The organism is Pedobacter gandavensis, assembly GCF_032677645.1.
In the GTDB taxonomy this organism is placed as follows: Bacteria; Bacteroidota; Bacteroidia; order Sphingobacteriales; family Sphingobacteriaceae; genus Pedobacter; species Pedobacter gandavensis_A.
This window is the reverse complement of record NZ_JAVTSB010000001.1, coordinates 201,797-217,707: the sequence shown is the minus strand read 5'-3', so window position 1 is coordinate 217,707 and position 15,911 is coordinate 201,797. Positions and strand designations below refer to the sequence as shown.

Sequence of the window (15,911 nt, the reverse complement as noted above, 5' to 3'; positions counted from 1 at the left end):
TCATTTGATCTGTTATACCCCGTAGAAGATGAGTAATAAATCCCTGTTTTGCAGTTTGATGATGGTGTTTTTGTGTGTTGGAGGAATCTCCGCTGCAAAAGCTCAGGAATTGATCAGAAAGAGTAAGTATTATGTGGACAGCCACAATGGAGATGACAACCACAACGGTAAGTCGCAGAAATCAGCCTGGAAATCCCTGGCCAAAGTAAATGCGCAGACTTTGGTTCCCGGAGATCAGGTGCTTTTTAAAAGAGGCGGTAAATGGGACGGTCAGCTGTTGCCAAAAGGCTCCGGAAGTAAAGGCAAGTCCATTGTAATTACTGCTTATGGTAAAGGAGATTTGCCGGCAATCGCTGCAAATGGTCAGTTTAAAGATGCGGTATTGCTGAAAAACATCAGTTATATCACACTGGAAAACCTGGATGTTTCTAACCTGGATACGACCGTTAAAGTGCAGAAAACAGGGCCTACAGGCGTTCGGATTCTATCGGAAGACATTGGAACCATCACTGATATCCGCTTGAGCAATTTATATGTGCATGATGTTAATGGCGACAATAAAAAGGGAAGTAAAGAAGGAAACGGAATATTCTGGGAAACTCAGGGTCCTAAACCCAGTAACATTGAAAACCTGCTGATTGAAAACTGTAGGGTGGTAAAAGTAGACCGTAACGGGATTCGTGGAAACGGGACTTTCGGCTTTCGTAGCAACTGGTTTCCCAACAAGAATTTAATCATCCGCGGTTGTACCTTAGAAGATATTGGCGGAGACGGTATTGTGATCAAAGCTTTTGATGGTTCTTTAGTGGAGCATAACAAGTTGTTTCGCATTAGAAACCGCGCTAAAGACAATGCGGTAGGCATCTGGCCACACAGCAGCGATAACACCATCATTCAATTCAATGAGGTGGCTTACACCAAAAACCTGGACTGGTCTAACGACGGACAATCATTTGATATTGATGGAAATTGCAACAATACCATCATCCAGAACAATTATAGCCATGACAATGACGGAGGCTTTATGCTGGTGATTTCTGATGAGATCAGTGCGAGAAGCACAATGACTACCAATAGTATCATTAGAAACAACCTGAGCATTAATGATGGCAATAAGCGCAAGCGCCTGTTCAATTTCGCTTTAGCAACGGAGAACACGGTAGTTAGCGGGAATGTTTTTTACAACAGTGGTCTTGATTCTGTGAAAATGGAATTGGTAGATATCGAGCATGGCGTCCCTAAGAACGTGGTTTTTGAAGACAATATTTTTTATTACCAGGGATTAGCACAGGGGATTTTCAATAAATCTCCAAAGCAATATGCCGCCTTAAACTGGAATGGAAACGTGTTTAAAGGAAACATCATTGGAAAAAAAAAGCTATTGAATGTTAAAGAAACTGCTGCGGTAAAGAAAAAGAATCTAAAAGAGTTTCCATGGAATTTCATAAAGGTGTTAAAACTTGAAAAAGTGTTATAAATTATTATATTTAAACTATATGTAAATATATAATCATCCACAATCATCCCTAAACCAAATTTATGAGAACCCAATTTTTAGCCCTTTGCCTGTTATTGGCAACCAGTTTTGCTGCGTGTAAAAAATCCGGCATTGCAACAGATTTAAATACGGCAGAATTAACGACGGATACCGTGTACACCAGTCCGCAAGCCCGCAATTTAAACCTGATTTATTTTGTCCCGAATGACCTGGATACGCTTCCAGCCTATGAGCGCCGACTGAGCGAGCTGATGTTATGGACACAGAATTACATGAAGGAGGAAATGCTCCGCAATGGTTATCCGAACAAAACCTTTGGGATGTTCGCTGATCTGGCCATCAACCGTGTAAAGATCATCACCATTCGTGGTACAAAACCTAAGAGCGACTACAGCTATTCTGGTGGTGCAGGAAATGTACAGTCGGAAATTAACGCCTATTTTACTGCTCATCCTACCGAGAAAACCAGTGAGCATACCTTGGTGATCTTGCCGAGATATGAATTTAAACCGGATGGTACGCCTAGTGGTGGTCCTTTTTACGGGATGGGAAAATGGTGCTTTGCCTTAGATTATGAGGGTATGGACATCAAGAACCTGGGTAAGACTGACGTAGATGGAAACCGTTTCAGTGTATGGTTTGGTGGCTTGGTACATGAGCTTGGCCATGGATTAAATCTTCCGCACAACTGTCAGAAAGTTTCTGAAAACAGTACACTGGGCATGGCTTTAATGTGGGCCGGAAACGGAACACTGGGTAAATCAAAGACCTTCCTGACTGCCGCTGATTGCGCGATTCTTAACGTGAACCAGATCTTTAACAGCGATGCTAAAACTTACTATGGTGCTGTGAATGCCAGGGTAACTAAAATTCACGCGGAGTATTCTGCTTCAAAAGCGGCGATTGTACTTTCGGGTAGATTTGCGACCAATACCAAGGTGAACAGTGTGGTTTATTACAACGACCCGAATGTGAACAACGAAGGAGTAGGGGTAAACAAAGATTATAATGCGGTAACCTGGGAGTCTAAAGCCATTGGCACCGACAGTTTCTATGTGGAAATGCCTATTGCCGATTTTAAATATAAAGATGCCAGTCCCTATGAACTGCGTTTGAAACTGGTACACGAAAACGGTACAGTTAGCGAGAATAGCTATGGCTATAAGTTTGTGAATGCGCTGCCGGTTTTAGATTTCAGCACTAAAGCGGAGATCAGTAAAGTGGGTTGGTCAATTGCGGCTTTCAGTTCTCAGGAAAGTGCTGCCCAGGCGTCACGAGTGATTGATAACGACCTTTCTACCGGATGGCACAGTCAATGGTCTGTTGCGCCAGTAGCGAGCTACCCTCATTTTATTACCGTAGATATCGGCAGTCAGAAAACCCTGGATGGTATAACCATCTTAAACGGGGATCGACGTGCGGTTAAAAACGTAGATATTTTAACGAGTACGGATGGCCTCCACTTTACCCTGGCCAGGAATGTAGAAATCCCTAAGCTGGGTTCTATTCAGGCCATTGCCTTTAATACACCATTAACATTCAGATACTTTAAAATCCTGGCAAATTCAAGTTGGGATGGAGAACAATTTGCACAATTCGCCGAGTTAGGCCTTTACAAAAATTAAACGAATGCATCGACAAAAAATTATTGCCACGATCCTTTTCTTTCTGTTTCATCTGGCTGTGACCACAGCAAAACCTGTTTCTAACCTCGTAAATGGTAGAGAAACCATTCCTTTTAATACGAACTGGCAATTTTATTATGCTTACAATTTCGAAACGGGTATTAAGAAAGAGACCGTAAACCTGCCACATACCTGGAATGCCAATGAGGTATTGGAAGGTGTGGCGGAATACAAACGGACTTCTGCGATTTATGAGAACAAATTGAATGTTCCTCAGGCCTGGGCTGCCAAAAGGCTGTTCCTTTATTTTGAAGGGGCCAATAGTGTGGCTACCGTGTTTGTGAACAATAAATCGGTTGGCGAACATAAAGGTGGTTATACCGGTTTTGCGGTAGAAATTACGGATTATGTGAAGCCAGGTGATAACTCAATTACGGTGCAGGTGAGCAATGCTTACCGCTTAGATGTGATCCCATTACATGGCGATTTCAACGTTTATGGTGGTTTGCACCGTCCGGTTTCTTTGATCGTGACAGAAAAAAGCTGCATCAGTCCGCTGGATTATGGTTCTTCAGGGGTGTACCTGAGCCAGAAGGCGGTTTCTGAAAACTCAGCAGAATTGGAAATACTGACAAAATTATCTTTGTCTGATGCTAAAAATTTAACGTTGGTCACTACGCTTATTGATCAGAGTGGGAAAGAAAATATTTCAATCAGCACCCCTGTAAATTCGGGATTGTCTTCGGATGTAAAAACCAGAATGCTAATTGAAAAACCACATTTATGGAATGGTAAAGCCGATCCTTATTTATACCGTGTGCGTGTCAGTCTTTTTCAGGACGGGAAGATCATTGATCAGGTTTCGCAACCGCTGGGCTTCCGTTACTATCATGTAGACCCGGATAAAGGGTTTTTCCTGAATGGGAAATATCTTGATTTGTATGGCGCAGGCAGGCATGAAGACTGGTCGGGCAAGGGTTCTGCTTTAACCGATGCAGATCATGATCAGGATATGGCGCTGATGAAGGAGCTTGGTGCTACGGCAGCGAGGTTAACCCATTATCCGCACAGCAAGCATTTCTATGATTTATGTGATCAGAATGGCCTCGTGTTATGGTCGGAAATTCCATTTGTTGGTCCTGGCGGATATACCGGAACCGGTTATGTGAAAGATGCGCAACTGGAGGAAAACACGAAGAAGATGTTGAAAGAACTGATTCGTCAGAATTACAACCACCCTTCGGTATGTTTCTGGGGTTTATTCAATGAGCTAAAACTGAATTACGACGATCCACAGCCTTTTATTAAAGAACTGAATAACCTGGCAAAAACCGAAGATCCGGGAAGGTTAACCACGCTGGCCTCCAATCTGGGCAGTGCTAACTTTACCGATCTGAGTGATTTGATGGGCTGGAACCAGTATTTCGGCTGGTATGGTGGCAAGTTTGATGAGGTGGCCAAATGGGCAGATCAGACGCATAAAACCTTACCTGGCAGACCGATTTCGATCTCTGAGTATGGAGCTGGTGCAAGTCCTTATAAACATACGGAAGAGCTGAGCGCTCCGGAACCAAAAGGTCGTTTTCATCCGGAAGAATGGCAAACAGCATTCCATGAAAAACATTGGGAGGAGCTAAAGAAACGTCCTTTTGTATGGGGTAAATTCATCTGGGTTCTGGCTGATTTCGGCTCTGCCATCAGAACAGAAGGCGATAACAACGGGATCAATGATAAAGGCCTGGTGACCTACGATCGCAAGATCAAGAAGGATGCTTTCTATTTTTATAAGGCGAACTGGAATCCGGAACCAATGGTTTATCTCGCAGAGCGAAGAAATATGCAACGTACTAAGCCGGTAACGACGGTAAAAGTGTTTAGCAATTTGCCGGAAGCAGAGTTATTTATCAACGGGAAAAGTATGGGCAAAAGAAAAAAGAACGCCATGAATACAATCCTTTGGGATAAAGTAAAGCTGAATAAAGGGAAAAATGAAGTGCTTGTCAAAGCGAAATCTGCTGCGGGAATGCTGGAAGATACGGCTGCCTGGGAGCTTCAATAGCCTCAATAAGGGAATAGGCTGTAATTCCTAAGATTAGATAAGACCGGTTGGACTTTATGAGTATTTCATAAAAGCTAACCGGTCTTTTTTATTTTTATAAATGATAGCCCTGACTTTGCATTTCTGCTGCAATAAAACGCTGGTACTGTTCCATATTGAGTGGATAATCCCAGCATCCCATTCTATGGTATAGTTCTCCGCCGAAACCGGTTTTAAACTTATACAGGCCATATAATGGGTGGGCAGGATCCGGCTGCGGTGCTACGCCAAAGAAGTCATATTCCAGACAACCTCTGTTTTTAGCAATTTTCATGGCTTCCCATTGCAGGGCATAAGTGGCCATATAGTTGCGGTTACTGGAGGAGGAAGCGCCATAAAGGTAAGTGCCTCTTTGTCCGGAGATCACGAGAAACATGGCAGCAAGTGGGATACCATCACTGTCGGCCAGTAAAAGTTCTACCTCTGCCGGCGAAGCCGTATCCTCTGCACGAGCGGCAAGTACCGTTCTGAAATACTCAATATCATTGATGTGAATACGGTTTCTGATGGCCGTTTCCTGATACAGTGCGTACCAAACATGAAGATTTTCCATGCCTACTCTGGTCACATTTACGCCCTTTCTATGCGAAAGGTTAATGTTATACCGGGTTTTCGGTTTCATGGAACTCAGCAAGCTGTCTTCGTCTTTTTGAAGATCGAGGAAAATGGTATTTGAAGGCAGGATATCTGAATTTGTCTTTTTCAGGTTCCAGTTGGTGGTGTTAAAGTTAAAACGAAACTCCTGATATTTCTTTTCCGGCGGACCGTTCCAGATACCGGACTCATCGAAACTGTCGTTTTCTTTTGCCCAATGAGATTCCCAGGCCAGGTCGAACCGGATGAGGATACATTTTTCCGGAAGGTGGGAGCGGAGGTTTTCCGACAACTCTTCCAGGAATTTCCCCTGGTATTCTTCGTTGGGTTCAATTTCCGGGCCGTAGGGAACATAGGCAATGCTATGTTCGCGGTCTAATGGCTGGAGTATTACTAAAAAATCCGCATGGGTATGGGTATTCGATAAAGCATCATGATAAATGTCCTGATTGTTGACTTTAAAATTGAATGCTTTAGATTGGAGGCCTTGTTGGGTTTTTACTTCCGACCAGAATGCGGTTTGCTGAACGATTGAAGTCTCATAAACTTCTTTAATGTGTTTTTTGTCAATGGCTATATTCATCTTTTTCCTTTCCACCTGCAAAGGTCGGGAATTATATGATGATAAGCCAATTTAAGGGCTTTTAGTCTCTGGCATGGAAGCAAGGGCGACATCTTGGCTCGTAGCTATCTTTTTCTCCCAGAAGGACTTTGGATTGATTGGCGACGGTGCGGTAGGAATAGGCTGCCGGACTGCCGCAACGAACGCATATCGCATTTACTTTGGTGACGAGTTCTGCTATGGCCATCAGGTTTGGCATTGGCCCGAATGGCTGACCACTGAAATCCATGTCTAAGCCGGCAACAATGACACGGATGCCGCGTTGCGCTAAAATGTTACAAACTTCAGGAAGGCCTTCATCAAAAAACTGGGCTTCATCAATTCCAACGACCTGCACATCGGTATTTAATAAAAGGATGGCGGCGGAGTTGTCTACCGGAGTAGAAGGGATGGAATTTCTGTCGTGGGAAACCACATCACGATCGTCATATCTGGTATCAGTGGCCGGTTTGAAGATTTCTACTTTGAGTTTGGCAATGGTTGCACGCTTTAATCTTCTTAACAATTCTTCCGTTTTACCTGAAAACATAGAGCCGCAAATTACCTCTATACTCCCGCAAAACTCTCCTCTTCTGTAATTTTGTTCGCTGAATAACATCTATGATCCTGATCTTTATAGCCCACTAATATCGAAATTTTGTAGTACTTTTGAGTAGCAAGTTACCAACATAAAACCTCAAATCTGACGTTATTAACCTATGATGAACCAAGAAGATATTTTTAGAAAGATAGGGCTGATTTTAGAAGAGCTTCAAGATCAATATGCCTATCTGGCAAGAAATCAGCAACAATTAAATGAATTAGAGCTGGAACTTTTTATGGCAAATGCGAGCTTTTTGTCAGATCATGTTCAGATTGTCAGGAAGTTAAATTCCGCGAAAATATTAAAGGAAATTCCTGCACATACCAGTCCGGATCCTGTTCCTGAAATTTCAGCGGCAGTTACGGAGATCAGTTGGGATAAACCATCCTCGCCGGAGCAGAATTTTGGGCATCAAAATGCGACAAATATTTCGTCGGAAACAGTGTTGGAAACTCAGGCGCAGATCGCTGCGGTAGACGTGTCAGTGATTGAAGAGACCACCATTTCAGCAGTCGAAATCCCAATGGAGGAAAGTCCGGTGTTGGAAGCTATACCAGCAGAAAAACCAGTCTTTCAAAGCCCTGTAATCGCAGAAGCTCCGGAATATCCCGGGGAATTGTTTACGGAACCTTCGGCACCTGCTACTTTTGAGTTTATATTTAAGGATTCAGAAAATACGGATAAATTCGATTTCGAAGAGAAAGCGGTGGATGATATTTTTGACCGCCCTTTAACAGCGGAAGAAGAACAAATCATTGCGCAAAAACAGAAGCTAAGAGATCAGGAAGCAGCGGATCAGGAACGAGTGACGGAGAAAGCAGCAGAACCAGTAGCATCAGCTCCAGAACCGGTAGCGGAAAGAAAAGCCCTTAGGGAAGAGGACGATGAAATTGGCCCTGAGCCGTTTTTAGTGGCTAAAGAAGTGTTCGTAGCTAAAGAAGAAGACCTCATTCCTCCTGCACACACAACCTTGCAAGTAGATCCGATTGCAGAAAAAATAATTGAAGAAAAGAAAGTTGAAGAAAGGGTTGCTCCGGAAGCAATACCGGTTCAGCAGCCTGTTGCGGAAGCAAAGGCTCCGGAAACACCGGCCAAACCCTTGTCTTTAAACGAGCGCCTGGCTTCTCAACTGGGGACCAATCTAAATACCGGCAGTTCAGCGCCACAGAAAAACACGCTGACCGACTTAAAACAGGGCATCAATCTAAACGATAAAATGTTGTACATCAAAGACCTGTTTAACGGTTATAACCTTGCTTATGCGGAAGTGATAGACTTGTTGAACAAGATGGCTGATTTGAAAACTGCTGATCACTTCCTGCAACATAACTATGCAGAAAAGAACAACTGGGCATCAAAACCAGGGACAGTAGCTAAGTTTTATGAATTGTTAAAGCAACGTTTTCCGGCTGGCTAAATAAAGCCCATCCGGTTAGAGTCCAGTTTCAAAAAGATAAACAGCAACACGGTGAAACTCCATAGGGAGGAACCACCATAACTGATAAAAGGCAACGGAATACCGATCACGGGAATAATCCCGATGGTCATTCCGATGTTAATGAACACGTGGAAAAAGAGAATGCTGGCCACACAATAGCCGTATACCCTGGAAAAGGTAGAGCGCTGCCGCTCGGCAAGATTGATGATCCGCAGGAGTAGAAAGATGTATAAAGCGATCACGGTAAAGCAGCCTGCAAAGCCCCATTCTTCCCCTATGGTGGAGAAAATAAAGTCGGTACTTTGTTCCGGTACATAACCATATTTCGTTTGTGTACCTTCTAAAAAGCCTCTTCCGGTAAGCTGTCCCGATCCAATCGCGATCTTAGACTGTATCACGTTGTATCCGGCCCCTTTAGGATCTGTCTTAAGTCCTAACAGGATTTCAATTCTGGTACGCTGGTGAGGCTCTAAAATCTTATCATAAGCCACTTTTACCAGGAACAGGTAACCAATGGCAATCAGGGTAACGATGATAGAGGAGATCATCACCTTGTGTTTTCTTCTGTTCTGATAGATAAACAGACCGCCTATGGCAAGGATAAGCGGGATTAATATTTGTGCAGGAATCAGGAAATCGGCAATAAACAGAACGATCATTCCTAAAAAGATCAGCAGGAAATACCCCGACAAACCTTCCCTGTAAAGCGGGAACATGAAAGATAAAAAGACCAGTGCTGATCCCGTATCCGGTTGTAACATGATCAGAAACAGCGGAATCCCGACAATCACAGCCGCAAAAAATATAGATTTTATATCCCTGAATTTGGGGTTAAAGGTGCTCACATAACGTGCCATCAGTAAGGCTGTACCGAACTTTGCCAGTTCCGAGGGTTGGAGCCTAAAGCTGCCCAGGGGGATCCAGGCCTGATTTCCGGCTACTTTTCTACCCACAAGCAATACCGCAATGAGCAGTAGCATGGTGATCCCATAAACCACGGGAGAGAAGACACTGAAAAATTTGGCATCCAGTAATAAGATGGAAAATCCAAGGACTAGTCCGGTAATGATATAGATCAGTTGCTTACCATATTTGGCGGCAAAGCTGAACTCATTGGCTTCAGCTCCATTGAAAATGGAGGCATAGATATTTACAAACCCAATGGTACACAAGGCCACATAGAGCAGGATGGTGATCCAGTCTACATTAAAAAAGAAACGGTTGCCTTGCTGTGTAGTCATTTATTTTGTGGGTATGATTGGTTTAACGGTACTGATTCCTGTTTTTACGGCTGCAGGTGCCGGTATGTGTGCTGGTGCGGGTAATATTTTAACCGGCGTTGTTAATGCTTTATGTGCCGAATCCTTTTTCAAAGAATCTACCTGTATGGGTTTCAGTTTTGGCTTTGGTTTTTTCGGAACAGGAAGAACGACTTGTTTTTTCATCCATTCCACACCAGCTCTTTTATTCACTGCAATACTGTCTTTCAGGTATTTTTCTGCGATATAACTGGCAATTGGCGCCGCATACGTACTTCCATAACCTGCATTTTCTACAATGACAGCGATGGCAATCTTTGGATTATCGCGGGGGGCAAAACCGATGAATACCGAGTGATTTTTTCCACGTGGATTCTGAACAGTTCCGGTTTTACCACACATCAGGATGTTATCAATTGCCGATTGTCTGGCCGTACCCCATGGTGCATTTACCGCATCCTGCATCCCGTCAATTACGGGCTCAAAATGTCTGGCATCTACACCAACATAATTTTTGATGGCATATTCCTTTTTGATCACTCTTTTCTCACCGATGGCTTTAATCAGGTGGGGCTTTACATAGTAACCTCTGTTGGCGATGATGGCCATGATATTTGCCATCTGTAATGGCGTCGCATCCATCTCCCCCTGACCAATCCCTAAGGAGATCACGGTGGTATTTCCCCAGCGGTTGCCATATTTCTTGTTGTAATGCTCTGAGGTGTATAGAATTCCTGGTTTTTCTGAAGGAAGATCTACGCCTAGTTTCTGACCAAGCCCAAATTTACTTACCTTTTGCTGCCAGGCATCGTAAGCGATTCGCTCGTTTTTAAATTTCTTCTGTTTCAGTAGTTTCTGGAATACATACAAGGCGTAAACATTACAAGATCTTGCCAGGCCTTTACGCAAACTGATATTACCGTCTACGTGTTCACATTTCACCCTGTGGTTTCCGGCCATAAAATAACCAGGGCAGTTGAAAGTAGTATTGGGATCAATTACGCCTTCCTGCAAACCGATTAAGGCATCCAATGGTTTAAATGAAGATCCGGGAGAATAATAACCCTGAATCGGACGTACATTAAATACACGGTTTGGATTTTTATCCAGGTTAATCAGGTCCATGTAATTGTTTCCCTGATTACGGCCTACCATGAGGTTAGGGTCGTAACCCGGACTACTCACAAAGGCCAGAATTTCTCCTGTGGCGGGCTCAATGGCCACTATACTTCCCACCTTATTTTTTAAGAGTTCTTCACCGAGTTTCTGAATACGGAAATCCAGGGAAGAAACTACTTTCTCTCCGGATCTGGCGAGGGTATCAAATTTACCTTCGGCATAACTTCCTTTCGGAACATTTCTCGCATCGTAAAGCATATTGATGATTCCTTTTTCCCCACGAAGCACCTCATTATATTGTTTTTCGATACCCGCTTTTCCAATATAATCACCGGGGCGATAATAGCCCTCACTCAATTCAATATCTTTTTTGGAGACCTCTTTTACATAACCAAAGAAATGGCCTGCGGCACTATCGGGATAATATCTAACGGTTCTGCTTTGTACAAAGAAGCCCGGAAAACGGGAAAGCTGCTCGGATAAAGCAGCATAAATCTGTACAGAAAGTTGTTTCTCAAAAATGCTGGGTTGGTACCTGGACTGGACGGTCGCTTTATTGAAACTCTTTTTAAAGCGTTTCATATCGATACCGATAATATTGTTCAGCGCCATGGTATCAAATTCTTTCACCTGATTTGGGATCACCATCAGGTCATATACCGGCTCATTCTGAACCAGTACTTTGTTATTTCTATCGAGAATTACGCCTCGGGCAGGGAAGGTATAGAGCTTACGCAATACATTACTTTCCGCAGAAAGGAAGTATTTGTCGCTGGCCACCTGAATATAAAACAGCGTCCCTAACAAGATCAGGGCAACCAGAATAAATAGACCCTGTATAATGTATTTACGGTTAAACAGATTGTCCATTAGCGTGCCTTTCTGTTATAGAATATAAATTCTATGAGTATGATTAAAAATAGGGTAAAGATCGCGCTTAATAAACACCTTAACAAGGTGTAAGAGAATTCTGTGAGGCGGAAAGTTTCCAGGAAAAACAGCACGATATGGTGCGCAAAGGTACAAAGGATGGCATAAATGCTAAACCATTTGAAGCCCATGTTTCCAAGGGTAGGTTCCGGTTCGTCGAAATTATCTTTATTTACGGTGACGGCAATGAAGGAGATCCTGACAAAAGCCAGGGCCACGCAGGCTGCGGCATTTACGCCCAGGGTGTCATAAAACGCATCCAGGGTTAATCCGGTTGCAAAAGCAATCAGGTATAACAGGAGGTTTGGCGTTTTAAAGGGTAGTAAAAGTAAAAACAGAATGTAGACAAAGGGCGTCGCCAGACTGTAAAAGCTCAGGTTTCTGAGTAATAAGATCTGAATAAAAAGTAGTAAGAACCATCTGAAGATGTTTACCAATATTATTTTACTGTTCATTCGGCAATTTTGATTCTAAAGCTTTTTGTTCCTCTGCTAATTTGTCTTTGATGACATAAACATACTGTAAGGTACTAAAATCATTGAAAAGATCGATTTCGATCGTCATGAAATTATCCCCTGTGGCAATGCCTGTATTACTTACCCTGCCTACCAGAATGCCTGGAGGGAAGCGGGAGAAACCAGAGGTGACTACCGTATCTTTTAAGGCGATTTTGAAGTGATTCGGCACATCTTTGATGTAAGCCTTTCTATAATCAAAATTCTTGGCACCCCATATTAAGGTACCCAGGGCATTATTTTTCTTAAGGGTCACACTCACCTTGGTGTCTTTATGTAATAAAGATTCAATGGTGGCGAGGTGTTCTGAAACATCTCTGATATAACCTACTACACCTTTTCCCGGAGAAATCACGGCCATACCACTGGCAATGCCATCGGCAGTACCACGGTTAATCGTGATGATATTATTTCTTAAGGTGATCGAATTCTTGATCACTCTTGCCGAGAGGTAAGTGTATTGAGTTTTGTTGAGCGTGTCTTTAACGACCACATTTTTCGCACTATCGATACTGCTCAGTGCCAGAAGTTCTGTTTTTAGCTTTGCATTTTCTGCAGCGAGGCTATCATTTACGTCCCCTAGATTGAGGTATTTTTTTAATACGTTCAGGTTTTTATAAGCGGTACCCACTACTTCATTTGTGGAGTTAACGGTTACGCTACGCTGATAGGAGTTGTTACTCACTGTCAGATAAATACCAATAGTAAAGAAAATGATAAAAAAGAAAAATGCGTTGTATCTGTTTATAAAAATCCAAAGGTTACGCATACTTTTCGATTCGGGGTTTTATTTTTTGTAAGCTGAGTTTAAGTTTTAAGCTCCTTTAAAGTTTGATCACCAGAGAACTTAAAACTTAAACTCAGGATACGTTATTGCATTAAGAATTTATAACCACCAATGTTTTTCAGGGCGATGCCTGTTCCACGTACTACTGCACGAAGCGGATCTTCGGCAACATGTACAGGAAGCTTGGTTTTTGCCGCTACACGCTTATCTAAACCGCGTAACAAGGCGCCACCACCTGTCAGGTAAATACCAGTCTGGTAAATATCTGCAGAAAGCTCCGGAGGAGTGATTTCTAATGCTTTAAGGATTGCTTCTTCAATTTTCGAAATAGATTTATCCAGACAATGTGCGATTTCCGTATAAGAAACGGTGATTTGTTTCGGTACGCCTGTCATTAAATCTCTTCCTTGTACAGCGAAATCTGCTGGTGGATCAGTAAGCTCCGGCAATGCAGCACCTACTTCAATTTTGATTTTCTCCGCAGTACGGTCACCAATCATGATGTTATGCTGACGACGGATATAATTCACGATATCAGAGTCAAAGTTATCACCGGCAACGCGGATCGACTGGTCGCAAACGATACCTGATAACGCGATTACCGCGATCTCCGTAGTACCACCACCTATATCGATGATCATGTTACCCATCGGCTCTTCTACGTCAATTCCGATACCTACAGCAGCTGCCATTGGCTCGTGAATCAGGTAAACTTCTTTAGCGCCTGCAATTTCTGCTGAATCTCTTACTGCACGTTTCTCTACCTCAGTGATACCGGAAGGGATACAGATGACCATTCTTAACGAAGGGAACATCCATCCTTTACCACCATTCAGCATGCGGATCATTCCTTTGATCATCGCTTCTGCGGCATTAAAATCGGCAATTACACCATCTTTCAAAGGTCTTACCGTACGGATATTATCGTGCGTTTTTCCCTCCATTTGCATGGCCTGACGGCCAATAGCGATGATCTTGTTTGTTTGTCTGTCGAAGGCAACGATGGATGGCTCATCCACTACTACCTTGTCATTATGTATGATTAGAGTGTTAGCCGTACCTAAATCGATAGCTACCTCTTGTGTAAACCAATTAAATAAACCCATTTATTAGGTGATAATTTAAGTATTAAAAATTCTGTATACTATTATAATGTAAAACTACGTCTTTTTATTGTATTCGCAGTTAAATAAATTAGTGTTTAAAATGTCTAATACCCGTGGTAACCATTGCGATGCCTTTCTCATTTGCCATATTGATAGAGTCAGCATCTTTAATAGAACCGCCTGGTTGTAAAACCGCAGTAATACCTGCTTCAGCTGCAATTTCTACACAATCAGGGAAAGGGAAGAATGCATCAGATGCCATTACTGAACCTTCCAACGGGAAGTTGAATGCATTTGCTTTTACGATGGCTTGTTTCAGGGCGTCAACTCTTGACGTCTGACCTACACCACTCGACAACAACTGGTTGTTTTTTACAAATACAATGGTATTAGATTTGGTATGTTTAACAATTTTGTTGGCAAAGAAAAGATCTTTAAGTTCTTCAGCAGTAGGAGTTTTCTCCGTTACTGTAGTCATTTGATCTACATTTTCAATGATTAAATCTTTGTCCTGCTCAATCACACCATTCAATAAAGTTTTGAATTGTTTTTTGCTCAGTTCAACCTCATTTCTCTGTAAGATTACTCTGTTCTTTTTAGCGCGGAAAAGCTCAACAGCTTCCGGTTGATAAGCAGGTGCGATCAATACTTCGAAGAATAATTTGTTGATTTCTGTAGCCGTAGCTAAGTCGATTTCGCGGTTAGCGATTAAAACACCACCAAAAGCACTTACCGGATCACAAGCTAAAGCCGTGTCCCATGCTTCCTTAATGGTTGCTTTAGAAGCTACACCACAAGCATTGGTATGTTTTAAGATGGCAAAGGTAGGCTCTTCGAATTCATCGATTAAAGCTACTGCAGCGTCTACATCAACCAGGTTGTTGTAAGAAAGCTCTTTACCATTCAATTTAGTGAACATGGCGTTTAAATCACCGTAAAATACACCTTGTTGGTGTGGGTTTTCGCCATATCTTAATACCTGCGCAGCATTGATGCTTTGCTTGAATACAGGAAGCGGTTCTTCCGTATTGAAATAGTTGAAGATGGCTGTATCGTAGTGAGAAGAAGTATGGAAAGCAGTTTTCGCATAAGCTTTACGCTGTGCGATAGTTGTTTCTCCATCTTGAGCTTCTAATTGATGTTGTAAGGTTGCGTAGTCGTCTTTTGAAGCCAGAATAACCACGTCATTGAAGTTTTTAGCAGCTGCTCTGATTAGCGAGATACCACCGATATCAATTTTCTCGATGATTTCTTCTTCAGAACCACCAGCTTTTAAAGTTTCTTCAAATGGGTATAAGTCCACAATAACCAGGTCGATTTCAGGGATCTCATATTCATTGATCTGCTCCTGATCTGAAGTCAGGCCTCTTCTGTTCAGAATACCACCGAAAACTTTAGGGTGTAATGTCTTTACCCTGCCTCCTAAAATAGAAGGATAACCTGTAAGGTCTTCCACTGCTGTAACCGGCAGATTTAGGTCTTTAATAAATTGTTCGGTACCACCAGTAGAGAATAACTGGACACCCTGTTTAGCTAACAGGCGAACTAAAGGTTCTAAACCATCCTTGTAATAAACTGAAATTAAAGCGTTTTTGATCTTTATCGATTGACTCATTAGAGAAAAATTTTGAGCCGCAAAAGTACCCATTTTTCTTTTAATCTCAAATGGTTATTTGTAGTATATTAAAGGAAGGTTATCTTTCTAATCCTGACGCTCTTTTTTGCGTCCTTTTTAGA

12 protein-coding genes are annotated in these 15,911 nt (G+C 42.5%); 4 read left to right on the top strand and 8 right to left on the bottom strand.

Going from position 1 to position 15,911, the window contains the following annotated elements; all coding sequences use genetic code 11:
• Positions 1-28 precede the first annotated feature (28 nt).
• The 3 genes from R2Q66_RS00885 to R2Q66_RS00875 all read left to right on the top strand — a co-directional run bounded on the left by R2Q66_RS00885 (position 29) and on the right by R2Q66_RS00875 (position 5,182).
• Complete coding sequence (locus tag R2Q66_RS00885; RefSeq protein ID WP_316745952.1) at positions 29-1,477, top strand: right-handed parallel beta-helix repeat-containing protein; 1,449 nt, start codon at positions 29-31, stop codon at positions 1,475-1,477.
• Positions 1,478-1,539: 62 nt separating this feature from the next.
• Complete coding sequence (locus R2Q66_RS00880) at positions 1,540-3,123, top strand: discoidin domain-containing protein (protein ID WP_316745951.1); 1,584 nt, start codon at positions 1,540-1,542, stop codon at positions 3,121-3,123.
• A gap of 4 nt (positions 3,124-3,127) precedes the next feature.
• Positions 3,128-5,182, top strand: a complete 2,055-nt coding sequence (locus tag R2Q66_RS00875; RefSeq protein ID WP_316745949.1) for a glycoside hydrolase family 2 protein — start codon at positions 3,128-3,130, stop codon at positions 5,180-5,182.
• Between the two features lie 94 nt (positions 5,183-5,276).
• On the opposite strand, the gene R2Q66_RS00870 is transcribed toward R2Q66_RS00875, so the two are convergent.
• Together R2Q66_RS00870 and R2Q66_RS00865 are read right to left on the bottom strand one after the other, a co-directional pair.
• Entirely contained in the window at positions 5,277-6,398 is a 1,122-nt protein-coding gene (locus R2Q66_RS00870) for a lipid II:glycine glycyltransferase FemX (RefSeq protein ID WP_316745947.1), read from the bottom strand.
• A gap of 61 nt (positions 6,399-6,459) precedes the next feature.
• The gene (locus tag R2Q66_RS00865) at positions 6,460-7,035 is read right to left on the bottom strand and encodes a thymidine kinase (protein ID WP_316745946.1); all 576 of its coding nucleotides are present in this window, start codon (positions 7,033-7,035) and stop codon (positions 6,460-6,462) included.
• 100 nt (positions 7,036-7,135) lie between these two features.
• On the opposite strand from R2Q66_RS00865, the gene R2Q66_RS00860 reads away from it, so the two are divergent.
• Positions 7,136-8,437: a hypothetical protein gene (locus R2Q66_RS00860; RefSeq protein ID WP_316745943.1), complete on the top strand. Its 1,302-nt coding sequence runs from the start codon at positions 7,136-7,138 to the stop codon at positions 8,435-8,437.
• Here R2Q66_RS00860 and rodA read toward each other — a convergent pair.
• The 6 genes from rodA to purH form a co-directional block, all read right to left on the bottom strand.
• A complete protein-coding gene (gene rodA, locus R2Q66_RS00855) occupies positions 8,434-9,699 on the bottom strand; it encodes a rod shape-determining protein RodA (RefSeq protein WP_316745941.1) in 1,266 nt (421 codons plus the stop codon). The genes R2Q66_RS00860 and rodA overlap by 4 nt on opposite strands.
• A complete protein-coding gene (gene mrdA / locus R2Q66_RS00850; RefSeq protein WP_316745939.1) occupies positions 9,700-11,706 on the bottom strand; it encodes a penicillin-binding protein 2 in 2,007 nt (668 codons plus the stop codon).
• A complete protein-coding gene (mreD, locus tag R2Q66_RS00845) occupies positions 11,706-12,221 on the bottom strand; it encodes a rod shape-determining protein MreD (RefSeq protein ID WP_316745937.1) in 516 nt (171 codons plus the stop codon). Before mreD ends, mrdA begins: the two co-directional genes overlap by 1 nt.
• Positions 12,211-13,050, bottom strand: coding sequence for a rod shape-determining protein MreC (gene mreC / locus R2Q66_RS00840; RefSeq protein ID WP_316745935.1), 840 nt, complete (start codon positions 13,048-13,050; stop codon positions 12,211-12,213). The genes mreD and mreC overlap by 11 nt, the downstream gene beginning before the upstream one ends.
• A gap of 101 nt (positions 13,051-13,151) precedes the next feature.
• A complete protein-coding gene (locus R2Q66_RS00835) occupies positions 13,152-14,174 on the bottom strand; it encodes a rod shape-determining protein (RefSeq protein ID WP_008246482.1) in 1,023 nt (340 codons plus the stop codon).
• Between the two features lie 88 nt (positions 14,175-14,262).
• Complete coding sequence (gene purH, locus R2Q66_RS00830; RefSeq protein ID WP_316745934.1) at positions 14,263-15,789, bottom strand: bifunctional phosphoribosylaminoimidazolecarboxamide formyltransferase/IMP cyclohydrolase; 1,527 nt, start codon at positions 15,787-15,789, stop codon at positions 14,263-14,265.
• Positions 15,790-15,911 lie beyond the last annotated feature (122 nt).